The sequence below is a fragment of the Streptomyces sp. NBC_01428 genome (assembly GCF_036231965.1).
GTDB lineage: Bacteria > Actinomycetota > Actinomycetes > Streptomycetales > Streptomycetaceae > Streptomyces.
On sequence record NZ_CP109499.1, the window covers coordinates 5,673,797 to 5,694,675 of the forward strand.

A 20,879-nucleotide genomic window follows, 5' to 3' on the forward strand; every position below is an offset into this window, starting at 1 on the left:
CTCCTCGGAGGACCTGAAGAGGCCCACGTCACCCCGTGACGTGGGCCTCTTTCGTTGCCCGGCCGATTCTCGTATGGTGGAATCCGTTTTCCGAAACCGCGAGCCCCTCGCGAACAAAACGTTCGCAATCCGGGGCGACTACCACGTACTCAGGGGTAGGTGCGACGATCGGACGGCACAAACGCAGTGACACGGTGAAAGCAGAGGAAGTCGGCCATGGCAACGGCGCCCAGCGTCTCCTACTCGAACACGGTCCGGCTGGAGGTGCCCGCGAGCGGAACGGCGGTCTCCCAGCTCACCACGGCCGTCGAGTCCAACGGAGGCTCGGTGACCGGCCTCGACGTGACCGCATCCGGCCACGAGAAGCTCCAGATCGACGTCACCATCGCGGCGACCTCCACCGCGCACGCCGACGAGATCGTCGAACAGCTGCGCCACATCGAGGGCGTCACCCTCGGCAAGGTCTCCGACCGTACGTTCCTCATGCACCTCGGCGGCAAGATCGAGATGCAGTCCAAGCACCCGATCCGCAACCGTGACGACCTCTCCATGATCTACACCCCGGGCGTGGCGCGGGTGTGCATGGCGATCGCCGAGAACCCCGAGGACGCCCGCCGCCTCACCATCAAGCGCAACTCCGTTGCGGTCGTGACGGACGGCTCCGCCGTGCTGGGCCTGGGCAACATCGGCCCCAAGGCCGCGCTGCCCGTCATGGAGGGCAAGGCGGCCCTCTTCAAGCGCTTCGCCGGCATCGACGCCTGGCCGCTGTGCCTGGACACCCAGGACACCGACGCGATCGTCGAGATCGTGAAGGCCATCGCCCCCGGCTTCGCGGGCATCAACCTGGAGGACATCTCCGCGCCGCGCTGCTTCGAGATCGAGGCCCGGCTGCGCGAGGCGCTCGACATCCCCGTCTTCCACGACGACCAGCACGGCACGGCCATCGTGGTGCTCGCCGCGCTGACGAACGCCCTGCGTGTCGCGGGCAAGGCCATCGGTGACATCCGCGTCGTCATGTCCGGCGCGGGCGCGGCCGGCACGGCCATCCTCAAGCTGCTGATCGCCGCCGGTGTGAAGAACGCCGTCGTCGCCGACATCCACGGCGTGGTGCACGCGGACCGCTCCGACCTCGTCGCCGCGGCCCCCGACTCGCCGCTGCGCTGGATCGCCGACAACACCAACCCCGAGGGCCTCACCGGCACACTGAAGGAGGCCGTCCGCGAGGCGGACGTCTTCATCGGCGTGTCGGCCCCGAACGTGATCGACGGCGACGACGTGGCCCGGATGGCCGACAACGCCATCGTGTTCGCGCTCGCGAACCCCGACCCCGAGGTCGACCCGGCGATCGCCCGGCAGACGGCGGCCGTTGTCGCCACCGGCCGCTCCGACTTCCCCAACCAGATCAACAACGTCCTGGTGTTCCCGGGCGTCTTCCGTGGCCTCCTGGACGCCCAGTCGCGTACCGTCAACACGGAGATGATGCTCGCCGCCGCTGCCGCGCTCGCGGACGTGGTGACCGAGGACGAACTCAACCCGAACTACATCATCCCCAGCGTCTTCAACGACAAGGTCGCGGGCGCGGTCGCCGGAGCGGTGCGCAACGCCGCGAAGGCGGCGGGGGTGACGGACGCGGCCAGTACGACCGCGTAGCCGAGCGGGCCGGGCCGGACCGCAGAACCGGCCGGAAGCGGCCGGTGGCCCGCCTGTGACGGGCGCCACGACCGCCCGCAACCCGGCGCGTCGCGGAACGCGGGGCCAGTGGCCGCCTCTATGGTGGCGGCCAGGCTCAGGCCTCGCAGGCCTTTCCGTGTGACCCCCAAGGGTGTTCGTGTGACTCCCAGGGGTGCCGGATTGGCTTTCCCGCCGCAGGTGGGGGCAGGATGCGTCTTCGGGCGCGACGGTCTGGCTACGGACCCGGGTCCGGGGGCCGACCGAGGACCCTGGCAGCATCGGCTTCACTGTGCCGGATATGCGGCTCCGCCGCGTGGCACGCCTCAACAGCAAGAAGAACACGGGAGTAACAACATGAACCGCAGTGAGCTGGTGGCCGCGCTGGCCGACCGTGCCGAGGTGACCCGCAAGGACGCCGACGCCGTTCTGGCCGCTTTCGCCGAGACCGTCGGCGAGATCGTCGCCAAGGGCGACGAGAAGGTCACCATCCCCGGCTTCCTGACCTTCGAGCGCACCCACCGTGCCGCTCGCACCGCGCGCAACCCGCAGACCGGCGACCCGATCCAGATCCCGGCCGGCTACAGCGTGAAGGTCTCCGCGGGCAGCAAGCTCAAGGAAGCCGCCAAGGGCAAGTAGTCCTGGCCGGTACGTTCCCGTAGGACGGGACACGTACGAGGCGCGGAACGCCGATGGGGCGGCCCCTTTCAGGGGGGCCGCCCCATCGGCGTACGTATCGCCACGAGCTTGTCCATGCTGTGCCTGCCCGGGGGATGACCCCCGGACCCCCAGCCGCAAGTGCCTGCCGGGGGCCGGAGCCGAGAGGCTGGGTCAGCCGAGCGCCTTGCCGGGGAGCTCGACCTTCGCGCCCAGCTCCACCAGCTTGTCCATGAAGTTCTCGTAGCCGCGGTTGATCAGGTCGATGCCGTGGACCCGCGAGGTGCCCTGGGCCGCCAGCGCCGCGATGAGGTACGAGAAGCCGCCGCGCAGGTCGGGGATGACCAGGTCGGCGCCCTGGAGCTTCGTCGGGCCCGAAACGACCGCGGAGTGCAGGAAGTTGCGCTGCCCGAATCGGCAGTTCGAGCCGCCGAGGCACTCACGGTAGAGCTGGATGTGCGCGCCCATCTGGTTGAGCGCGGAGGTGAACCCCAGCCGGGACTCGTACACCGTCTCGTGGATGATCGACAGGCCGGTGGCCTGCGTCAGGGCGACGACCAGCGGCTGCTGCCAGTCCGTCTGGAAGCCGGGGTGGACGTCCGTCTCCAGGGCGATGGACTTGAGCTGCGAGCCCGGGTGCCAGAAGCGGATGCCCTCGTCGTCGATCTCGAAGGCACCGCCCACCTTGCGGTAGGTGTTCAGGAACGTCATCATCGACCGCTGCTGGGCGCCGCGGACGTAGATGTTGCCCTCGGTCGCCAGGGCCGCGGAAGCCCAGGAGGCGGCCTCCAGACGGTCCGGGAGGGCCGCGTGGGTGTAGCCGCCGAGCGTGTCCACACCGGTGATGCGGATCGTCCGGTCGGTGTCCATCGCGATGATGGCGCCCATCTTCTGCAGGACGCAGATCAGATCCTCGATCTCCGGCTCCACCGCCGCGTTCGAGAGCTCCGTGACGCCTTCCGCGAGCACCGCGGTGAGCAGCACCTGCTCGGTCGCGCCGACCGAGGGGTAAGGCAGCTGGATCTTGGTGCCGCGCAGTCGCTGCGGGGCCTCCAGGTACTGGCCGTCCTCCCGCTTCTCGATCTTCGCGCCGAACTGGCGCAGCACCTCGAAGTGGAAGTCGATCGGCCGGCCGCCGATGTCGCAGCCGCCGAGGCCCGGGATGAAGGCGTGGCCGAGACGGTGCAGCAGCGGGCCGCAGAAGAGGATCGGGATGCGCGACGAGCCCGCGTGGGCATCGATGTCAGCGACGTTCGCGCTTTCGACATGGGACGGATCGAGGACCAGCTCGCCGGGTTCCTCACCCGGACGGACGGTCACACCGTGCAGCTGCAGCAGTCCGCGCACGACACGCACGTCGCGGATGTCGGGGACGTTGCGCAGTCGGCTCGGACCACTGCCCAGGAGGGCGGCGACCATGGCCTTCGGTACGAGATTCTTCGCACCGCGGACACGGATCTCGCCCTCAAGCGGGGTTCCGCCGTGGACAAGCAGGACATCGTCGTTGACGGTCATGTATCTCGCGTTCCGATGAGTTGGGCAGGTGTGAGTCGTCGGCAGGCCGGTCGTACGGGAGCCGAACAGCAAGGGTAATGGCCGCCCACCCCCCCTCTGTAAGCCCACGGACGCCTCAGGTGCGTCATAGCTTTGCCACAACACGAACCGTTCCGAAACGGGCACGCGGGGTCACCGCCCCCGGCGTGCGCGGTCGGCGCTCCGTTGCGCCCTGAGCTGCATTCACTCGCGTACGGGTATTGGCTCCCCACGGGACGGGAATGTGCGGGATCATGTCTGGCATGACCGAGGTGTCCTCGCTCACAGGGCGGCTGCTCGTGGCCACGCCCGCCCTGGCGGACCCGAACTTCGACCGCGCGGTGGTGCTGCTCCTCGACCACGACGAGGAGGGCTCCCTCGGTGTCGTCCTCAACCGGCCGACCCCCGTGGGCGTCGGGGACATCCTGGAGGCCTGGGCCGGCCTCGCCGGTGAGCCGGGTGTCGTGTTCCAGGGCGGCCCGGTCTCGCTGGACTCGGCGCTCGGCGTCGCGGTCATCCCGGGCGGGGCGTCGGCCGAGCGGGCGCCACTCGGCTGGCGGCGGGTGCACGGGGCGATCGGTCTCGTCGACCTGGAGGCCCCGCCGGAGCTGCTCGCCTCGGCCCTCGGCTCCCTGCGCATCTTCGCCGGTTACGCCGGCTGGGGCCCGGGCCAGCTGGAGAACGAGCTGGGGGAGGGCGCCTGGTACGTCGTGGAGTCCGAGCCGGGGGACGTCTCCTCGCCGGCCCCGGAAGGGCTGTGGCGCGAGGTCCTGCGCCGCCAGCGCAGCGAACTGGCGATGGTGGCGACGTACCCGGACGACCCCTCCCTGAACTGAGCCCCGTGGGGCCCCCGCGGCTCCTCGGAGTGGCACGCGACCCTTCCCTCAACTGATGGCCTCCGGCCCCAGTACCCTTGGCTCCATGAGCACTCTTGAGCCTGAGACCCAGCCCCAGCGAGGCACGGGGACGGGGACCCTCGTGGAGCCGACGCCGCAGGTGTCGCACGGCGACGGGGACCACGAGCGCTTCGCCCACTACGTCCAGAAGGACAAGATCATGGCGAGCGCGCTGGACGGCACGCCCGTCGTGGCGCTGTGCGGCAAGGTGTGGGTGCCGGGCCGCGACCCGAAGAAGTACCCGGTGTGCCCCATGTGCAAGGAGATCTTCGAGTCCATGGGCGCCGGCGGCGACCAGGGCAAGGGCGGCGGCGACAAGAAGTAACGCCACGGCTCTCCCCGGCGCAGTACGCCGCGTGGACCGCGCGAGGCCGCGGTGTCCCTGACGAGGGACGCCGCGGCCTTGTCGTGCGCGGGGTCGGAGGGAAGGGGTGGGGTGTGGAGTTGCTGCTGCGCGTCCTGGACGCGGTCCTCGGCGGAGGGGGGCACGGCCCGGGGGCCGGGCGGTGCGGTCCCGGTCTGCGGAGGCGGGTCGCCGAGAGGCGCGCCGTCAACGACGGGGTGTACGGCGACGGGGGCTCGGAGGCGAAGGATCTGGCCGAGCTGGCCGTCGCTTTGTGCGGGGCGGTGACCGGGGCCTGCGGCCTTCTGCTCGCGCGGCAGGGCGAGGCCGGTCACCCGCCGCCGACGTGGACCGTGGTGCTCGCCGCGCCCCTGTGCGCCTCCCTCGTGTTCGTCGGCGCCGGCGGCCTGCTCCGGTGGTGGTGCGGGGAGCGGTTCCTGAGGGGAGTGCTGCTGCCTCACCCGCTGGTGAAGCTCGAGTGCGCCGCCGCGGGTGCCCTCTTCGGAGGGGCCGTCCTGCTGGCGACCGGACCCGCGGCCGAGCGGCAGTGGGGGGTGCTGTCCCTGGGTGGTCACGCGTGGCTGCTCGTCGCGTCGATCCGCGCGTTGTCCGTGGTGAGCAGGCGGGCCGCGGGGCGGGCCGCTCGCGAGAAGCGTGTGGAGAAGCGCGACAAGACGGGCGACGTGGAGGGGGCCGAGGGCTGAGCGTTGCACGGAGTGCGTCGCGTGGTCACAGAGTGGTTGAGACCTCTTGTGGGCATGTTCATGTACTCCATAGCCTCCGGGGTGTTGTGCAGAGCAAAACCGCCATTGCGCATGTTGCAACGCGCGCACCCCCACCGGAGGACGCTCGATGAAGCTCTCTGCTCCCAGAATCCGCGCCGCCCGGACGGCCGCCGCCCTCGCGGCCCTGGTCGTCGCCACCGCCTGCGCCCCCCAGACCTCCGACAACTCCTCGTCCGGCAAGGACGAGAAGAGCGGCACCCTGCGCGTCTGGCTCTTCCAGGAGGTCGGCAACAAGCCCAAGGAGAAGGTGGTCGACGCGGCCGTCGCCGCCTTCGAGAAGGCCCACAAGGGCGCGCGGGTGAACATCGAGTACATCCCCGTGGAGACCCGCGCCCAGCGCATCAAGGCCGCCTTCAACGACCCGAAGAGCGCCCCGGACGTCATCGAGTACGGCAACACGGACACCGCCGGATACGTGAAGGACGGCGGACTCGCCGACATCTCCGGGGAGTTCGCCGCCTGGGACGAGGCCAAGGACACCGACCCGACCGCACGGCAGTCGGTCACCGTGGACGGCAAGGTCTACGGCGCCCCGTACTTCGTCGGTGTCCGCGCCCTGTACTACCGCACCGACGTCTTCAAGGAACTGGACCTCACCGTCCCGAAGACGCAGGCCGAACTGGCCGAGACCGCACGCAGGATCCACGCCGCGAAGCCCGACCTGTACGGGCTCGCCGTGGGCGGCGCCTACACGTACGGCGCGATGCCGTTCATCTGGGCCAACGGCGGTGAACTCGCCCAGGGCAAGGGCGGCTCCTACGCCTCCGCCATCGACAGCGCCGAGGCCCGGAAGGGCATCAAGGCCTACACCTCGCTCTTCGGCGACACCAACTGTCCCGCCGCCAAGTGCGCGGGCATGGGCGGCAACGACACGGTGACCGCCTTCGCCTCGGGCAAGGCCGCGATGGCGATCGGCGGCGACTTCAGCCACGCGGCGGTCGAGGCCGGGACGGTCAAGGGCACGTACGCGGTGGTGCCGCTGCCCGGTGTGAAGGCCGGCTCGGTCGCGCCCGCCTTCGCGGGAGGCAACAACCTCGGTGTCCTCAAGAGCACCGCGCACCGCACACTCGCCGTCGACCTGATGGAACAGCTCGCGTCCAAGAAGACACAGAGCGAACTCTTCGACGCGATGGGCTTCCTGCCGACCTACACCGACGTCCGCGAACAGGTCGCCGACCGCGAGCCCTTCGTCGCGCCGTTCGTGAAGACCCTCGCGTCCGGCGCCAGGTTCGTGCCGGCCTCGCCCGCCTGGGCGCAGATCGACGCCTCGCTGGTCCTGCCGACGATGTTCCAGGAGATCGTCAGCGGCAAGAAGGACGTGGCGAAGGCGTCCGAGGACGCGGCGAAGAAGATGAACGACGCGTTCAGCTCCGCGGGCTGAGCGGATGGCGACGCCCGACACCCTCGCCGAGCGCCCCGGACGGAGGGCGGCCACCAGGGCCGTCCCCCGTCCCGCCGGGCGCCGTGGCCGCGGACCCGCGGCCGGCCCCTCCCCGCGCGGGCGGGCCGGCCGGACCCCCTGGCTCTACCTCGCGCCCGCCCTGGTCGTCCTCGGCGGCCTGCTCGTCTACCCGATCTACCAACTCGGCCTGATCTCCTTCCTGGAGTACACACAGGCCCAGGTCAGCGGAGGACAGCCGACCACCTTCGTGGGCTTCGGCAACTACACCGAACTCTTCGCCGACGAACAGTTCTGGCAGGTGCTGCTCGCCACCGTGCTGTTCGCCGCGGCCTGCGTGGTGTCGACGCTGGCCACCGGATGCGCGCTCGCCGTACTGCTCACCCGCGTACGGGCCCTGCCGAGGCTCGCGCTGATGCTGGCCGCGCTCGGCGCCTGGGCGACCCCCGCGGTCACCGGGTCCACGGTCTGGCTGTTCCTCTTCGACCCCGACTTCGGCCCCGTCAACCGGGTGTTCGGACTCGGCGACCACTCCTGGACCTACGGCCGCCTCAGCGCCTTCGCCCTCGTCCTGCTCGAAGTGGTCTGGTGCTCCTTCCCGTTCGTGATGGTCACGGTCTACGCGGGCATCCGCGCCGTACCGTCCGAGGTCCTGGAGGCGGCCGCCCTGGACGGCGCCTCGCAGTGGCGGATCTGGCGGTCGGTGCTCGCGCCGATGCTCCGGCCGATCCTGGTCGTCGTCACCATCCAGTCGGTCATCTGGGACTTCAAGGTCTTCACCCAGATCTACGTCATGACGGGCGGCGGCGGCATCGCCGGGCAGAACCTCGTCCTGAACGTCTACGCCTACCAGAAGGCGTTCGCCGCCTCCCAGTACAGCCTCGGCTCGGCCATCGGCGTCGCCATGCTGGTGCTGCTGCTCGCCGTCACGCTGGTCTACCTGCGGCTGCTGCGCCGACAGGGGGAGGAACTGTGAGCCTGCTCAAGGGTGTTGTCCGGCGCCCGCGGCGTCCCTGGCGGCTCGCCGCCGAGACGACCGCCCTGCTCGTCGCCGTCGTGGTCGCCTTCCCCCTCTACTGGATGGTGCTCGGCGCCTTCAAGCCGGCCGGGGAGATCGAGTCCACCACGCCCCGGCCCTGGACGGCCTCGCCCACCCTGGATTCCTTCCGCCGCGTCTTCGGGCAGCAGGAATTCGGCCGTTACTTCCTCAACAGCCTCGTCGTGGCGGGCTCCGTGGTGATCGCGTCGGCACTCATCGCGTTTCTCGCCGCGACCGCCGTCACGCGATTCCGCTTCCGATTCCGGACCACCCTGCTGATCATGTTCCTGGTGGCCCAGATGGTGCCCGTCGAGGCCCTGACGATCCCGCTGTTCTTCGTCATGCGCGACGCCGGTCAGCTGAACACCCTGGGCTCGCTGATCCTGCCGCACATCGCCTTCTCGCTGCCCTTCGCGATCTGGATGCTGCGCGGTTTCGTGAAGGCCGTTCCGGAGGCGCTGGAGGAGGCCGCCTACATCGACGGCGCGAGCCGCGCGCGATTCCTCTGGCAGATCCTTTTCCCGCTGGTCCTCCCCGGCCTCGTGGCCACCAGTGTGTTTTCCTTCATCTCGGCCTGGAACGACTTCCTGTTCGCCAAGTCCTTCATCATCAGCGACACCTCGCAGTCCACCCTGCCGATGGCTCTTCTCGTCTTCTACAAGCCGGACGAACCCGACTGGGGCGGCGTGATGGCCGCTTCCACGGTGATGACGATTCCGGTGCTGATCTTCTTCGTTCTCGTGCAGCGACGACTCGTCTCCGGCCTCGGCGGAGCGGTAAAGGACTGATGGACATGATGGAAACGGGCCTGATTCCGGCGCCCCTCGCCGTCGAGGGCGGCGAGCGCGGGGCGTTCACCCTCGGCGTGGACACCACACTGTCCGCGGCCCCCGGCACCGAGGGCACCGAACGCTGGCTGCGCTCGACGCTCGGCGCCGCCCTCGGACTGCCCCTGCGACCTGCGCCGCAGGACGCTTCCGGCGGGGTGCGGCTGCTCCTCGACGACACCCTCGGAGCGGAGGCGTACCGGCTCGACATCGGGGAGGCCGGCGCCGAGATCCGGGGCGGCGACGCGGCCGGTGTGTTCTGGGGCGCGCAGACACTGCGTCAACTCCTCGGCCCCGACGCCTTTCGCCGCGCCCCCGTCGGCCCGGTGGCGTCCCGGGAAATCGCGGCCCGCACCATCGAGGACGCCCCCCGATTCCGCTGGCGCGGTCTCATGCTCGACGTGGCACGGCACTTCATGCCGAAGGAAGGCGTCCTGCGCTACCTCGACCTGCTGGCCGCCCACAAACTCAACGTCTTCCACTTCCACCTCAGCGACGACCAGGGGTGGCGTGTCGAGATCAAGCGCTACCCGAAGCTGACGGAGGTCGGTTCCTGGCGGGCCCGCACCAAATTCGGCCACCGCGCCTCACCGCTGTGGGACGACAAGCCGCACGGCGGCTTCTACACCCAGGACGACATCCGCGAGATCGTCGCCTACGCGGCCGACCGGCATATCGCCGTCGTCCCGGAAATCGACATCCCGGGGCACTCGCAGGCGGCCATCGCCGCGTATCCGGAACTGGGCAACACCGACGTCGTCGACACGGCCGCGCTGACCGTCTGGGACAACTGGGGCATCGCCAAAAACGTACTCGCCCCCACCGACGACACCCTGCGCTTCTACGAGGGGGTCTTCGAGGAACTCCTCGACCTGTTCCCCGCGGACCCGGCGCGCTTCCCGGAGTTCTCGGGCTTCTTCCACGTCGGCGGCGACGAGTGCCCCAAGGACCAGTGGAAGCAGTCGCCCACCGCGCAGGCCCGCATCAAGGAACTCGGGCTCGCCGACGAGAACGCCCTGCAGTCCTGGATCATCCGGCACTTCGACACGTGGCTCTCCGAGCGCGGGCGTCGGCTCATCGGCTGGGACGAGATCCTGGAGGGCGGGCTCGCGCCGGGCGCCGCGGTCTCCTCGTGGCGCGGCTACCAGGGCGGGGTCACGGCCGCGCGCGCGGGCCACGACGTCGTCATGTGCCCCGAGCAGCACGTGTACTTGGACTACCGCCAGGCCGCGGGGGAGGACGAGCCGGTCCCCATCGCGTACGTACGCACCCTGGAGGACGTCTACCGCTTCGAGCCCGTTCCCTCGCAACTCACCGAGGCGGAGGCGCGGCACGTGCTCGGCACGCAGGCCAACCTGTGGACCGAGGTGATGGAGGACCACACCCGCGTGGACTACCAGGCGTTCCCGCGGCTCGCCGCGTTCGCCGAGGTCGCCTGGAGCCGTCTCCCGGCGCCCGCAGAACGGGACTTCGCCGGTTTCGAACACCGGATGACCGACCACTACACGCGCCTCGACGCCCTCGGGGTGGGCTACCGGCCGCCGGCCGGACCGCTGCCGTGGCAGCGCCGGCCCGGGGTCCTCGGACGCCCGATCGAGGGAGCGCCTCCGAACGTGTGAGGCGGCCGCGGACCGGCATGCCCCGCACCCCGCTCCCCGCTCCCCACGCGCCGCTCTTCGGCCCGGTGACCCCAAAAGGAGAAAGGCCCCAGGGGTCACCGAAGAGTGGCAATGCGCGCTCACCGGTGATGCCGTGCGAAAACGGACCATCTCCCTGACGACAGGGGCGAATGCCTCCTAGCGGACCCCCGCGCCGAGTGCCGGGGAAGATGTGCCAGAGTTGCCACGTCCGCCCTGTCAGCACGTACCGTACGGCAGCACAGGTGGGACCAGGTGGGGCAGCGGGAAGGGGCAGCCGGTTTGACCACGCACGCACCGCAGGCGGCGCAGGCCGTGACGCTGCCCGTCTCGCTGGACGAGGCGGTCGCGGCACTGTCCGCCATGCCCGCCGCCGTTCCCGTCGCCGGCGGCACCGATCTGATGACCGCGGTCAACTCCGGGCAGCTCAGGCCGGCCGCGCTGGTCGGCCTCGGCCGGATCAGCGAGATCCGCGGCTGGCAGTACCAGGACGGACACGCGCTGCTCGGCGCCGGACTCACCCACGCCCGGATGGGCCGCCCCGACTTCGCCGCCCTGATCCCGGCGCTCGCCGCCGCCGCGCGGGCGGCCGGACCGCCGCAGATCCGCAACGCGGGCACCCTGGGCGGCAACATCGCCTCGGCCGCGCCCACCGGCGACGCGCTGCCCGTACTGGCCGCCCTGGAAGCCACGTTGATCATCGCCGGGCCCGGCGGAGCCCGCCGCGAGATCCCGGTGTCGCACCTGCTCGCGGGCGTGGACATGCTCCGCGGCGGCGAACTCATCGGCTACGTGCGCGTGCCGCTGCTGCACGCTCCGCAGGTCTTCCTGAAGGCCACCGGACGCACCGGACCCGGGCGGGCGATCGCCTCCGTGGCGCTCGTCCTCGACCCGGCCCGGCGCGGGGTGCGGTGTGCCGTCGGCGCCATAGCGCCGATGCCGCTGCGGCCCCTGGACGCCGAGGCGTGGGTGGCCCAGCTCATCGACTGGGACAACAGCCGCACGATCGTCCCCGAGGCGCTGACCGCGTTCGGGGAGTACGTCGCGGCGGCCTGCATCCCCGACCCCGTCCCCGCCGAGGACGGCTCCGTGCAACCGCTTCCGCCCGCAGTACTGCACCTGCGGCGCACCGTCGCCGCGCTGGCCCGACGAGCACTCGGGAGGGCGCTGTCGTGACCGACGACCAGCACGAGGAAGGCGCCCGCCGGAGCGGCGGCCGCTGGGACCCGCTGCCCCAGGGCGACTACGACGACGGCGCGACCGCCTTCGTCAAGCTCCCCGAGGGCGGCATCGAGGCCCTCCTCGCCTCCCGGGAGCCGCTCGCGGCGCCCGGACACGGATACGTCCCCCCGCAGATCGACGTGACGCCCGCCCCGCCCGACGCCGGTGACCCGGCGGCCGGCGGGACGTGGGGCGCGCAGGGCGGCGGCTCCTGGCCCGACCCGAACGCCGCGCAGCAGGGGGCCGGCGCGCGCGACGACCGGTTCGCCTACCAGCCGGGTGCCACCGGGCAGTGGGAGTACGCCGAATACGCCGAGACCCCTCCCGAGGGCACCGGCCACGGCTACGACGACGGACGCGGCGCGGCCCACGAGGGCGGACACGGCGCCGGGCACGACGTGACCGGGCAGTGGTCGATCCCCGTCGCCGTAGGTGATCTTCCGGACGAATCGGGCGAGTTCACCACATCGGCACTCGTCGAGCAGTGGGGCGGCACACCGCCCGCCACGCTGCCCGGCGGCGCGTCGGCGCCCTGGGCGAGCGAGATCGGACAGGCCGAGATCGGGCAGGCCTGGAGCGCCGAACCCCACGAGGCGCCCTCTGAGGGCCTCGCGGACTCCGAACCGCAGTCACCTCCGCCCCCGCACTCCCAGGCCCCCCAGCAGCCCGCCGAGCCCGCCCACGAGGCAGCCGGGTTCGCCACCCCCGAACCCGGCGCCGACCACGCGCCCGAGGCGCCGGAGCGGGACCCGGCGCACGAGACGTCCGACGGTGCCGGGGACGACACGTCCGACGACACCGGGACGCACGCCCCCGGCGGCCCGCAGACGCACGGCGACGACCTCGTGGCGGACGCCGACGACGCGACCCCCGACGCGGACCACCCGGCCACCGCCCCGCACGACGAACACCCCCTCGCCTCCTACGTCCTGCGCGTCAACGGCGCCGACCGGCCCGTCACCGACGCCTGGATCGGCGAGTCACTGCTCTACGTCCTGCGCGAGCGGCTCGGTCTCGCCGGCGCCAAGGACGGCTGCTCACAGGGCGAGTGCGGCGCCTGCAACGTCCAGGTCGACGGCCGGCTCGTCGCCTCCTGCCTGGTGCCCGGCGTCACCGCCGCCGGCAGCGAGGTGCGCACCGTCGAGGGCCTGGCCACCGAGGGACAGCCCTCCGACGTCCAGCGCGCCCTGGCCAAGTGCGGCGCCGTGCAGTGCGGTTTCTGCATCCCCGGCATGGCGATGACCCTCCACGACCTCCTGGAGGGCAACCCCGCCCCCACCGAACTGGAGACCCGCCAGGCGCTGTGCGGCAACCTGTGTCGCTGCTCCGGCTACCGCGGTGTCCTGGACGCCGTGCGCGAGGTCGTCGCCGAACGCGAGCACGCGTCGTCCGCACCCGACGACGGCCCGGACACGGACGAGGCCCGCATCCCGCACCAGGCGGGCCCCGGCGCCGGCGGCGTCCATCCGTCCGCCTACGAGGACGACGACGCCTACGGCTCCCAGGCCTCGCACGAACAGCCGTACGGCCAGGACGGAGGCCAGGCGTGACCAACCAAGCCGCGACCGCGACGACACCGGCGTCGCCGGAGACGGGCCCCGAGCCCCTGCCGCACGGACTGGGCGTCTCCCTGCCGACCGCGGAGGCCCGCGCCAAGACCGAGGGCACCTTCCCGTACGCGGCCGACCTGTGGGCCGAGGGACTGCTGTGGGCCGCCGTGCTCCGCTCGCCCCACCCGCACGCGCGCATCGTCTCCATCGACACCCGGCACGCGCGCGAGATGCCCGGCGTGCGCGCCGTCATCACCCACGAGGACGTCCCCGGCAGCGCCCTGCACGGCCGAGGAAGAGCCGACCGGCCGGTGTTCGCCTCCGAGGTCGTACGCCACCACGGCGAGCCCATCGCCGCCGTCGCCGCCGACCACCCCGACACCGCCCGGATGGCCGCCGCCGCCGTCATCGTCGAGTACGAGGTGCTCGAACCGGTCACCGACCCGGAGCAGGCCTTCGAGGCCGAACCCCTGCACCCCGACGGCAACCTGATCCGGCACATCCCGCTGCGCCACGGCGACCCGGACGCCGTCGGCGACATCGTCGTCGAGGGCCTGTACCGCATCGGCCGCCAGGACCCCGCGCCCGTCGGCGCCGAGGCCGGACTCGCCGTGCCCCGCCCCGACGGCGGCGTCGAGCTCTACGTCGCCTCCACCGACCCGCACACCGACCGCGACACCGCCGCCGCCTGCTACGGCCTCGACCCCGCGCGCGTGAAGGTCGTCGTCACCGGCGTCCCCGGAGCCACCGCCGACCGCGAGGACCAGGGCTTCCAGCTGCCGCTCGGCCTGCTCGCCCTGACCACCGGCTGCCCGGTGAAACTCACCGCTACGCGCGAGGAGTCCTTCCTCGGCCACGCCCACCGGCACCCGACCCTGCTGCGTTACCGGCACCACGCCGACGCCGAGGGCAAGCTGGTCAAGGTCGAGGCGCAGATCCTGCTCGACGCGGGCGCCTACGCCGACACCTCGGGCGAGTCGCTGGCCGCCGCGGTCTCCTTCGCCTGCGGCCCGTACGTCGTCCCGAACGCCTTCATCGAGGGCTGGGCCGTCCGCACCAACAACCCGCCCTCCGGGCACGTGCGCGGCGAGGGCGCCCTCCAGGTCTGCGCCGCCTACGAGGCCCAGATGGACAAACTGGCCAAGAAGCTCGGCGTCGACCCCGCGGAACTGCGGCTGCGTAATGTCATGGCCACCGGGGACGTCCTGCCCACCGGCCAGACGGTGACCTGCCCGGCGCCCGTCGCCGAACTGCTCCAGGCCGTACGCGACTTCCCGCTGCCCGCCCTCCCCAAGGACACCCCCGAGGACGAGTGGCTGCTGCCCGGCGGCCCCGAGGGCGCCGGCGAACCCGGCGCCGTGCGCCGCGGGGTCGGCTACGCGCTCGGCATGGTCCACATGCTCGGAGCCGAGGGCGCCGACGAGGTCTCGACCGCCACCGTGAAGGTCCACGACGGCGTCGCCACCGTGCTCTGCGCGGCCGTGGAGACCGGACAGGGCTTCACCACGCTGGCCCGGCAGATCGTCCAGGAGACCCTCGGCATCGACGAGGTGCACGTGGCGCCCGTCGACACCGACCAGCCCCCGGCGGGCCCCAGCTGCCGCGGCCGGCACACCTGGGTCTCCGGGGGAGCCGTCGAACGCGCCGCCAAGATGGTCCGTACGCAGCTGCTCCAGCCGCTCGCGCACAAGTTCGGCATGTCCACCGAGCTCCTCCAGATCACCGACGGCAAGATCACCTCGTACGACGGGGTCCTGTCGACCACCGTCACCGAGGCGATGGACGGCAAGGAGCTGTGGGCGACCGCGCAGTGCCGCCCGCACCCGACCGAACCGCTCGACGAGGCCGGCCAGGGCGACGCCTTCGTGGGCCTCGCCTTCTGCGCCATCCGCGCGGTGGTGGACGTCGACATCGAACTCGGCTCCGTCCGGGTCGTGGAGCTGGCGCTCGCCCAGGACGTCGGCCGGATCCTCAACCCGGCCCAGCTGACGGCCCGTATCGAGGCGGGCGTCACCCAGGGCGTCGGCGCCGCGCTGACCGAGAACCTCCGCACCGCCCGCGGCCTGGTCCGCCACCCCGACCTCACCGGCTACGCCCTCCCGACGGCCCTGGACACCCCCGACATCCGCATCGTCAAGCTGGTCGAGGAGCGTGACGTCGTCGCCCCCTTCGGGGCCAAGGCGGCCAGCGCGGTGCCGGTCGTGACGTCCCCCGCGGCCGTCGCGTCCGCCGTCCGGGCCGCCACCGGCCGCCCCGTCAACCGCCTCCCGATCCGCCCGCAGGCAGCGGTGGTGACGGCGTCGTGACCGCGCACGAGCCCGCTCACGACGGCACGGCACCCGACACCGGCCCCGCCGCACCGGACACCGGAGTCCCGGTCACCCGGGCCACCGCCGACGACCAGCCGCGTTACGAACCCCCGCCCAGTGTCGGAAAGCTGTTCTTCTGGGTGCTGCTCTTCGTCCTGGCCGCGGTGGTCGTCGTCGCGGGCGGCGTCTACTTCACCTGAGGCTCGGATACTTCACCTGAGGCTCGGAGCCCGGGGCGTCGGTCCCTGCGGCCGCGGAGCCCGAGCCCGAGCCCGAGGATCCCGGGTGAGCCGAGGGCCTCCCGGCGCTCGCCGACAGGACACCGGCAGCAGGCAAGAGAGTCTCGCTGGGAGTCCCGCTCGCCCCTCGGACCCCGCTCGCCCCTCGGACCTTGCTCGCGAGCCGCCCCGGCATCACTCGAGGAACGCTCCAGCCGGCCTCCTCCCGTGGTGCGGATCATGGGCGTGACCTGCCCGTCCCCGGTCGCCGGGGGACCCGTTCCCAAGGCCCCCCTGCGTTGTCAGTGGGGCGGCGTATGGTTCTCGCTCAATGGGGAACTGCCGTGGTACGACCGGCCGTTCTCACCGGGGGAAGCACAAGCGTTCACATGCGCGGGGGAGCCATGAGCACGACTGACACCGATGTCGGCGGCGCGATCACACTGACCGACCACGAGCTGGATCCGTACGTCACGCACGCGTCCACCCGGCACCTCCTCACGGGCGCCGGCCTGCCTGCCGCGAGCGCGCTGCTGGGGTTCGACGCGCTGCGGGAGCACGGCCTGCGCACCCTGGCCGATCTGACCGGCGGCGCCGACAGGCTCGCCGAGGAGCTGCGCGACCGGCTCGTCATCGGGGCCCTGCGGAACCTGGACCGGGACCTGGAGTCGCTCGTCCTCGACGGGACGACGGGTGAGGTCTCCTCGGCGCACGTCCCGCGGGATCCCGCGCACCTGGACCTGTCACCGCTGGCCCCCTCCCTGGAGGCCCTGCTGCGCTTCGCGGCGGCCACCGAGGAACTGACGGCGCCCGCCGACCGTCCGGGCCCGTTCGGCCCGAAGGCCGTCGCGGAGACGGCGGACCGGCTGGGCGCGGTCTTCGAGGACACCGCGGGCCCGGACGTGCCGCCGTACTGGCGGATGGCCGCGCTGATCCGCCCGCTGGCCCGCATCGCCGGGCCCGGCGAGGGACTCGTCCTCGGTCTGCCGAAGCGGCTGCTCGACGAGGAGTTCGGGGCGGGCGGGATCATGCGCTTCGAGGACGTCGACTTCCCGCGCGCCCTGACGCACGAGCCGACCCGCCGCTTCCTGCGCGAGACGGGCCTGCCCGAGGACGGGCTCCTCTTCCAGCTGGACACGGAGGTGCCGCTGCCGGCCCTCACCGAGTACTACGCGGACGAGCGCCCCGACGCGTTCGCCGCCGGTCACCTCCCGGTGACCGCCTGCCGCCTGATCCGCCTCGGCGGCCTCGTGGAGGACACGAGCCTGGTCGTCGACGGCGCCACGGGCGCGGTGCTCGCCTGGAGCGAACCGGACCTGACCCTGCGCCCGCTCAACGCGGACATCTCCACGCTCGCCTTCACCCTCTGGCTCCTGCACCGCGAGCGAACCCTGGACGCGGTCCACGGCCTGAGCGACTCCTACGAACACCTAGCGGCGACCCTGACGGAAACCCTCGCCACGGTGGACCCCGTCGCCTGCGACCGGACCCCGACCCTCCCGGGCGACGACGGCCTGCGCCACTGGCCCGAGATATTCGAGGACCGGGCGAGCGGCTCGCTGTACGCGTAGCGCCCCGGCGCGAGCGGTACCCGCGGGGCGGGCCGGTCCACCCGACGGCCTACGCCGGGACGAGGACGGTGAGCCAGTCCGCTTCGCGTGGCCGGTAACCGTGCCGGTTGCGCAGCCCGTGGACGATCGCGGGCACGTGGCCGGCGCCGTAGACGACGGCCACCCGGAGCGGCTCGTCGCCGTGCTCCGCGTGGATCTCGCCGAGAGCGTCGAGCACCCGCCGGTCACGCCGATCGGTGAGCGCGTGCTCCAGAGGATCGTCGGCCATCAACTCGGCCCGCAGGGTCGGCGGCAGATCCTCGACCGCCAGATCCTCGTCCAGGAAGGCGCGCGGCCCCCGCAGCGCGAACACCAGGCCCATCACCGGAGCCGCCACCATGAGCAGCGCGTACGTCCACCGCGACAGCTCCTTCAGGTCCGCGATCGCCTCCGCCGCGGTCACATCCGGATTGATGACCGGGACGCCTTCGGGCAGGAGCCGTGCGTCCCGCTGCTCCTGCAGACCGTTGCGCCGCCGGCGGGGGGCGAACCGGTAGGCGAGCGTGAGGGCACTCACTCCCACCGACCGGCCCCGGATCCCCTCGACGACGACGAGGTCGCACTCCTTGAGCCTGACGCGGATCTGGGAATAGAAGGTCGGCGACGCCACGTGCAGCATCGGGAAGATCACGAACTCGAGCGGGGTCCCTGTCCGCCGCATGGTGATCACAGCAGATCGGACGGCATATCCGGTCACCTCGATGATCTGCATGATCCCCCCCCCCGCGAAGCCCGCCCGGCCGATCGCTCATCCGTACGAGGACACGAGCCGGGGGAGGCTCGCGGTTCCGTCCCGGTGCGGCCCGGCCGCGGAGTGCGTGATGCTGTTACCGGTGTGATTCGTAAAGTCGTCATATGACCGACGACTTCCACGCTGTCCTCGCCAGTCTCGATGCGTGGCTGGAGGCCAACGCGCCCGCGGACTTTGCCGCCCTCAACCCACCCGCTGCGCAGGACGGCATCGACGCGGTCTCTGACCGTCGGTTCCCTCTGCACCCGGATCTGGTGGTGTGGTTGGGTCGTCACGACGGGGTCACCGCTACGAAGGGCCATGACGGTCCCGGCGTCATCATCCCCGGCGGGTTCCTCCTGCACGGTGCCGAGGGAATGAGTGCCGGTCAACGATCGCTGGAGGAAGCGATCGCTGAATGGATCGACGAGAACGAGTCGGAAGACCCCGGCCTGCGGGACATCTATGACGGCGTGTACGGGTACTTGTTCCACGTCCGGTGGGTTCCGATCGCCACGGATATCACCGGAGGCAAGCTCATTGTCGACCACCGTGGTGGAGACCGGTTCGGGAACGTGCTCTACGGTCTGCAGGCCGGGGACACGGACGGCCCGGTGAAGGTGTGGGACAGCCTTTCTCACATGTTCCGAGACCTGCTCGCCGCCCTGACTGAGGGGACGGAGATCCGCCTGCCCGGTCATGCCGATCCGATGACACCGCGCCTCTCCGGCACCGACGACGGTGCCTTTGTGAGGTGGGGGTAGGACGGAGCGGTTGTCGCAGACCGCGAGTGCGCCCGACCGGTCAACTGAGACGGAAACTGAGACGGACGACTAAAAGGGCGGCACTCCCGAAGGGGTGCCGCCCTTTTCTATGCCTGGTCAGGCAGGCAGAGGCCGTGGCGGGAATCGAACCCGCGTAACTCGCTTTGCAGGTAGCTCACTCAGCGGTGGTACTCAGATCAGCATGACCAGCCAAGACACCCCAGGTCAACCGAGTCGGCAGGGTTGAGGCGACTTGCCTAGCTCGGTCTGACCTCTCCTGCCTGGTGTCGGCAGCCCTTGAGGCTGCCGTCCCCGTAGCCCCCGGCCAAGAGAGCGAGGCTCTGTGCGGCCCTGTGAGCCACGTTCAGAGAGGCCCTGGACTGACTGCCTAGGGGTGGGGGGTCAAGCCCGTAGAGAGCCGTACAGGGCGTACAGGGGACTACAGGCGGGGAAGGGTGAGGGTAGGTCGACGTGCCTATATCCATTGCCATTACCTGTGGCGTATTCACCGCCCCCCTATTCAAGAGAGAAGGAGAGGCAGTCACCCCAGCCAATTCCTTCCCGCTCTCACTCAATCCGATATGCAGGGGTGGCGAGATCCCAGAAAGGGCAGGCTTCCGGGACAGGCGGGTGAATCGGTATATACCTACCCGGGGGTTATTAAACTGCGTCGACACTGTGACAGTGAGACCCCACAGAAATTCGTCATACATTACCGACGTACAGGGGTGGCTAGCTGTACGGAGCGGGGAGGGAAGGGGTGTAGGGGGACTGTCCAGAACAGGCATTAACATGCAAATAAACAAAGATAGAGCCACTCTTCTTTGCTTAAAGCCTGCATATCTCTGCTCTAACCCCTCTTTCCCCCGCTACAGCAAAGAAGGGACCCAGGGCGTTAAGCCCTGGAGTCCCCTTGGCTTCACTAATGAGCCAGTACGGGGGCCTTAAGCCCCCGGGCCTGAACTACACGTTCAGCTAATGGGAACACCTCTACCCCATAGCTCCTCTGCATGCTCAGAGAACCGGGAGTACATCCCTGACTCCCCGATACGTCGCAGGTGAAGTAGGGGGGAGTCGTGTCCGACCAACCTTGCAAGGTGCGGGGTAACCAGTGCCTCATTGTCGAATCTGAATACCGACAGGGATACATGGTTCACAGCATCATCAGCGGAGGAGAAACGAGCCTCTACCCCATCCACCTCTGTCAGCTTGGCAAGGTTCTCCAGGGTGATCCTGATTCGAGTGGAGACGGTGAGGGCCACATCTTCGATAACTTCCCTCTGTCTTGTCACGTCTCCGTTGGGATCGCCGACAAGGAACCTTACTCGGCACCCCTCTCCAGCCTTCTTCCGGATAGTACCGAGGAAGTCTGGCATCTGAGTCCACAGGAAGTAGTTCGTATAGCCAGCGAAGAACAGATCCTCTTTGGCTTTCTCTGTGAGTTCCGCCCAAACAGTAGAGGGGCAGGCGGACCGATAGGGATAGCTGTGAATGATTTCCCTATCCCCGCCCGTCTTGATTCGCTCCCTGACTGCTTTGGGCCAGATCATCTCTTCGTCAACTCCCAGTGCCTTGCTGGCGTCTTCACGGTTCCTGGCGTGAGGGATCAGTTCAGAGTCACTGACCCATCGCTCCACCGTCTTCCCTGAGACACCTACCCTCAGAGCCAGTTGCCGGGGTGACAGACCAGCGG

At 70.6% G+C, this 20,879-nt stretch carries 18 protein-coding genes; 15 read left to right on the forward strand and 3 right to left on the reverse strand.

Annotation, left to right across the window (positions count from 1 at the left end):
- Window positions 1-216 precede the first annotated feature (216 nt).
- Window positions 217-1,650 (forward strand): NAD-dependent malic enzyme, encoded by a 1,434-nt coding sequence (locus tag OG406_RS24560; RefSeq protein WP_081217550.1) that lies wholly within the window; start codon window positions 217-219, stop codon window positions 1,648-1,650.
- 375 nt (window positions 1,651-2,025) lie between these two features.
- Window positions 2,026-2,307, forward strand: a complete 282-nt coding sequence (locus tag OG406_RS24565) for an HU family DNA-binding protein (RefSeq protein WP_007382399.1) — start codon at window positions 2,026-2,028, stop codon at window positions 2,305-2,307.
- 192 nt (window positions 2,308-2,499) lie between these two features.
- On the opposite strand, the gene murA is transcribed toward OG406_RS24565, so the two are convergent.
- Window positions 2,500-3,840 (reverse strand): UDP-N-acetylglucosamine 1-carboxyvinyltransferase, encoded by a 1,341-nt coding sequence (murA, locus tag OG406_RS24570; RefSeq protein ID WP_081217549.1) that lies wholly within the window; start codon window positions 3,838-3,840, stop codon window positions 2,500-2,502.
- Between the two features lie 281 nt (window positions 3,841-4,121).
- Here murA and OG406_RS24575 point away from each other — a divergent pair, with 281 nt between their 5' ends.
- From OG406_RS24575 to OG406_RS24630, 12 genes are all read left to right on the forward strand, one after another.
- A complete protein-coding gene (locus OG406_RS24575; RefSeq protein ID WP_081217547.1) occupies window positions 4,122-4,694 on the forward strand; it encodes a YqgE/AlgH family protein in 573 nt (190 codons plus the stop codon).
- Window positions 4,695-4,779: 85 nt separating this feature from the next.
- Window positions 4,780-5,079 carry a DUF3039 domain-containing protein gene (locus tag OG406_RS24580; RefSeq protein WP_081217546.1) on the forward strand — a complete coding sequence of 100 codons (300 nt, stop codon included), beginning with the start codon at window positions 4,780-4,782 and terminating at the stop codon, window positions 5,077-5,079.
- A 113-nt stretch (window positions 5,080-5,192) separates the two neighbouring features.
- A complete protein-coding gene (locus OG406_RS24585) occupies window positions 5,193-5,801 on the forward strand; it encodes a hypothetical protein (RefSeq protein ID WP_329187795.1) in 609 nt (202 codons plus the stop codon).
- Window positions 5,802-5,949: 148 nt separating this feature from the next.
- Window positions 5,950-7,263: an extracellular solute-binding protein gene (locus OG406_RS24590; protein WP_164374953.1), complete on the forward strand. Its 1,314-nt coding sequence runs from the start codon at window positions 5,950-5,952 to the stop codon at window positions 7,261-7,263.
- Window positions 7,264-7,267: 4 nt separating this feature from the next.
- Complete coding sequence (locus OG406_RS24595; protein ID WP_329187797.1) at window positions 7,268-8,257, forward strand: carbohydrate ABC transporter permease; 990 nt, start codon at window positions 7,268-7,270, stop codon at window positions 8,255-8,257.
- On the forward strand, window positions 8,254-9,108 hold the full coding sequence (locus OG406_RS24600) for a carbohydrate ABC transporter permease (protein ID WP_164374951.1): 855 nt from the start codon (window positions 8,254-8,256) through the stop codon (window positions 9,106-9,108). Before OG406_RS24595 ends, OG406_RS24600 begins: the two co-directional genes overlap by 4 nt.
- Before the next feature lie 8 nt (window positions 9,109-9,116).
- Window positions 9,117-10,766, forward strand: a complete 1,650-nt coding sequence (locus OG406_RS24605; protein WP_329190956.1) for a beta-N-acetylhexosaminidase — start codon at window positions 9,117-9,119, stop codon at window positions 10,764-10,766.
- Window positions 10,767-11,066: 300 nt separating this feature from the next.
- Window positions 11,067-11,960: an FAD binding domain-containing protein gene (locus tag OG406_RS24610; RefSeq protein WP_081217539.1), complete on the forward strand. Its 894-nt coding sequence runs from the start codon at window positions 11,067-11,069 to the stop codon at window positions 11,958-11,960.
- A complete protein-coding gene (locus tag OG406_RS24615; protein ID WP_329187799.1) occupies window positions 11,957-13,555 on the forward strand; it encodes a (2Fe-2S)-binding protein in 1,599 nt (532 codons plus the stop codon). Before OG406_RS24610 ends, OG406_RS24615 begins: the two co-directional genes overlap by 4 nt.
- Complete coding sequence (locus tag OG406_RS24620; RefSeq protein ID WP_081217537.1) at window positions 13,552-15,861, forward strand: xanthine dehydrogenase family protein molybdopterin-binding subunit; 2,310 nt, start codon at window positions 13,552-13,554, stop codon at window positions 15,859-15,861. Before OG406_RS24615 ends, OG406_RS24620 begins: the two co-directional genes overlap by 4 nt.
- Complete coding sequence (locus OG406_RS24625) at window positions 15,858-16,064, forward strand: hypothetical protein (protein WP_329187800.1); 207 nt, start codon at window positions 15,858-15,860, stop codon at window positions 16,062-16,064. Before OG406_RS24620 ends, OG406_RS24625 begins: the two co-directional genes overlap by 4 nt.
- 422 nt (window positions 16,065-16,486) lie before the next feature.
- Window positions 16,487-17,653 carry an SUKH-4 family immunity protein gene (locus tag OG406_RS24630; RefSeq protein WP_266614116.1) on the forward strand — a complete coding sequence of 389 codons (1,167 nt, stop codon included), beginning with the start codon at window positions 16,487-16,489 and terminating at the stop codon, window positions 17,651-17,653.
- A gap of 49 nt (window positions 17,654-17,702) precedes the next feature.
- Here OG406_RS24630 and OG406_RS24635 read toward each other — a convergent pair whose 3' ends face one another.
- Window positions 17,703-18,404 (reverse strand): hypothetical protein, encoded by a 702-nt coding sequence (locus tag OG406_RS24635; RefSeq protein ID WP_329187802.1) that lies wholly within the window; start codon window positions 18,402-18,404, stop codon window positions 17,703-17,705.
- A gap of 143 nt (window positions 18,405-18,547) precedes the next feature.
- On the opposite strand from OG406_RS24635, the gene OG406_RS24640 reads away from it, so the two are divergent.
- Window positions 18,548-19,186: an SMI1/KNR4 family protein gene (locus tag OG406_RS24640; protein WP_329187804.1), complete on the forward strand. Its 639-nt coding sequence runs from the start codon at window positions 18,548-18,550 to the stop codon at window positions 19,184-19,186.
- Between the two features lie 971 nt (window positions 19,187-20,157).
- Here OG406_RS24640 and OG406_RS24645 read toward each other — a convergent pair.
- Complete coding sequence (locus OG406_RS24645; RefSeq protein ID WP_329190958.1) at window positions 20,158-20,736, reverse strand: XRE family transcriptional regulator; 579 nt, start codon at window positions 20,734-20,736, stop codon at window positions 20,158-20,160.
- Window positions 20,737-20,879 lie beyond the last annotated feature (143 nt).

Excerpts from the sequence above, each read along its gene's own strand:
- OG406_RS24565 (WP_007382399.1), top strand. The coding sequence starts at position 2,026 with ATGAACCGCAGTGAGCTGGTGGCCGCGCTGGCCGACCGTGCCGAGGTG.
- murA (WP_081217549.1), bottom strand. The coding sequence starts at position 3,840 with ATGACCGTCAACGACGATGTCCTGCTTGTCCACGGCGGAACCCCGCTT.
- OG406_RS24590 (WP_164374953.1), top strand. The coding sequence starts at position 5,950 with ATGAAGCTCTCTGCTCCCAGAATCCGCGCCGCCCGGACGGCCGCCGCC.
- OG406_RS24560 (WP_081217550.1), top strand. The coding sequence starts at position 217 with ATGGCAACGGCGCCCAGCGTCTCCTACTCGAACACGGTCCGGCTGGAG.
- OG406_RS24635 (WP_329187802.1), bottom strand. The coding sequence starts at position 18,404 with ATGCAGATCATCGAGGTGACCGGATATGCCGTCCGATCTGCTGTGATC.
- OG406_RS24605 (WP_329190956.1), top strand. The coding sequence starts at position 9,117 with ATGGAAACGGGCCTGATTCCGGCGCCCCTCGCCGTCGAGGGCGGCGAG.
- OG406_RS24630 (WP_266614116.1), top strand. The coding sequence starts at position 16,487 with ATGAGCACGACTGACACCGATGTCGGCGGCGCGATCACACTGACCGAC.
- OG406_RS24580 (WP_081217546.1), top strand. The coding sequence starts at position 4,780 with ATGAGCACTCTTGAGCCTGAGACCCAGCCCCAGCGAGGCACGGGGACG.
- OG406_RS24640 (WP_329187804.1), top strand. The coding sequence starts at position 18,548 with ATGACCGACGACTTCCACGCTGTCCTCGCCAGTCTCGATGCGTGGCTG.
- OG406_RS24645 (WP_329190958.1), bottom strand. The coding sequence starts at position 20,736 with ATGATCTGGCCCAAAGCAGTCAGGGAGCGAATCAAGACGGGCGGGGAT.
- OG406_RS24575 (WP_081217547.1), top strand. The coding sequence starts at position 4,122 with ATGACCGAGGTGTCCTCGCTCACAGGGCGGCTGCTCGTGGCCACGCCC.
- OG406_RS24595 (WP_329187797.1), top strand. The coding sequence starts at position 7,268 with ATGGCGACGCCCGACACCCTCGCCGAGCGCCCCGGACGGAGGGCGGCC.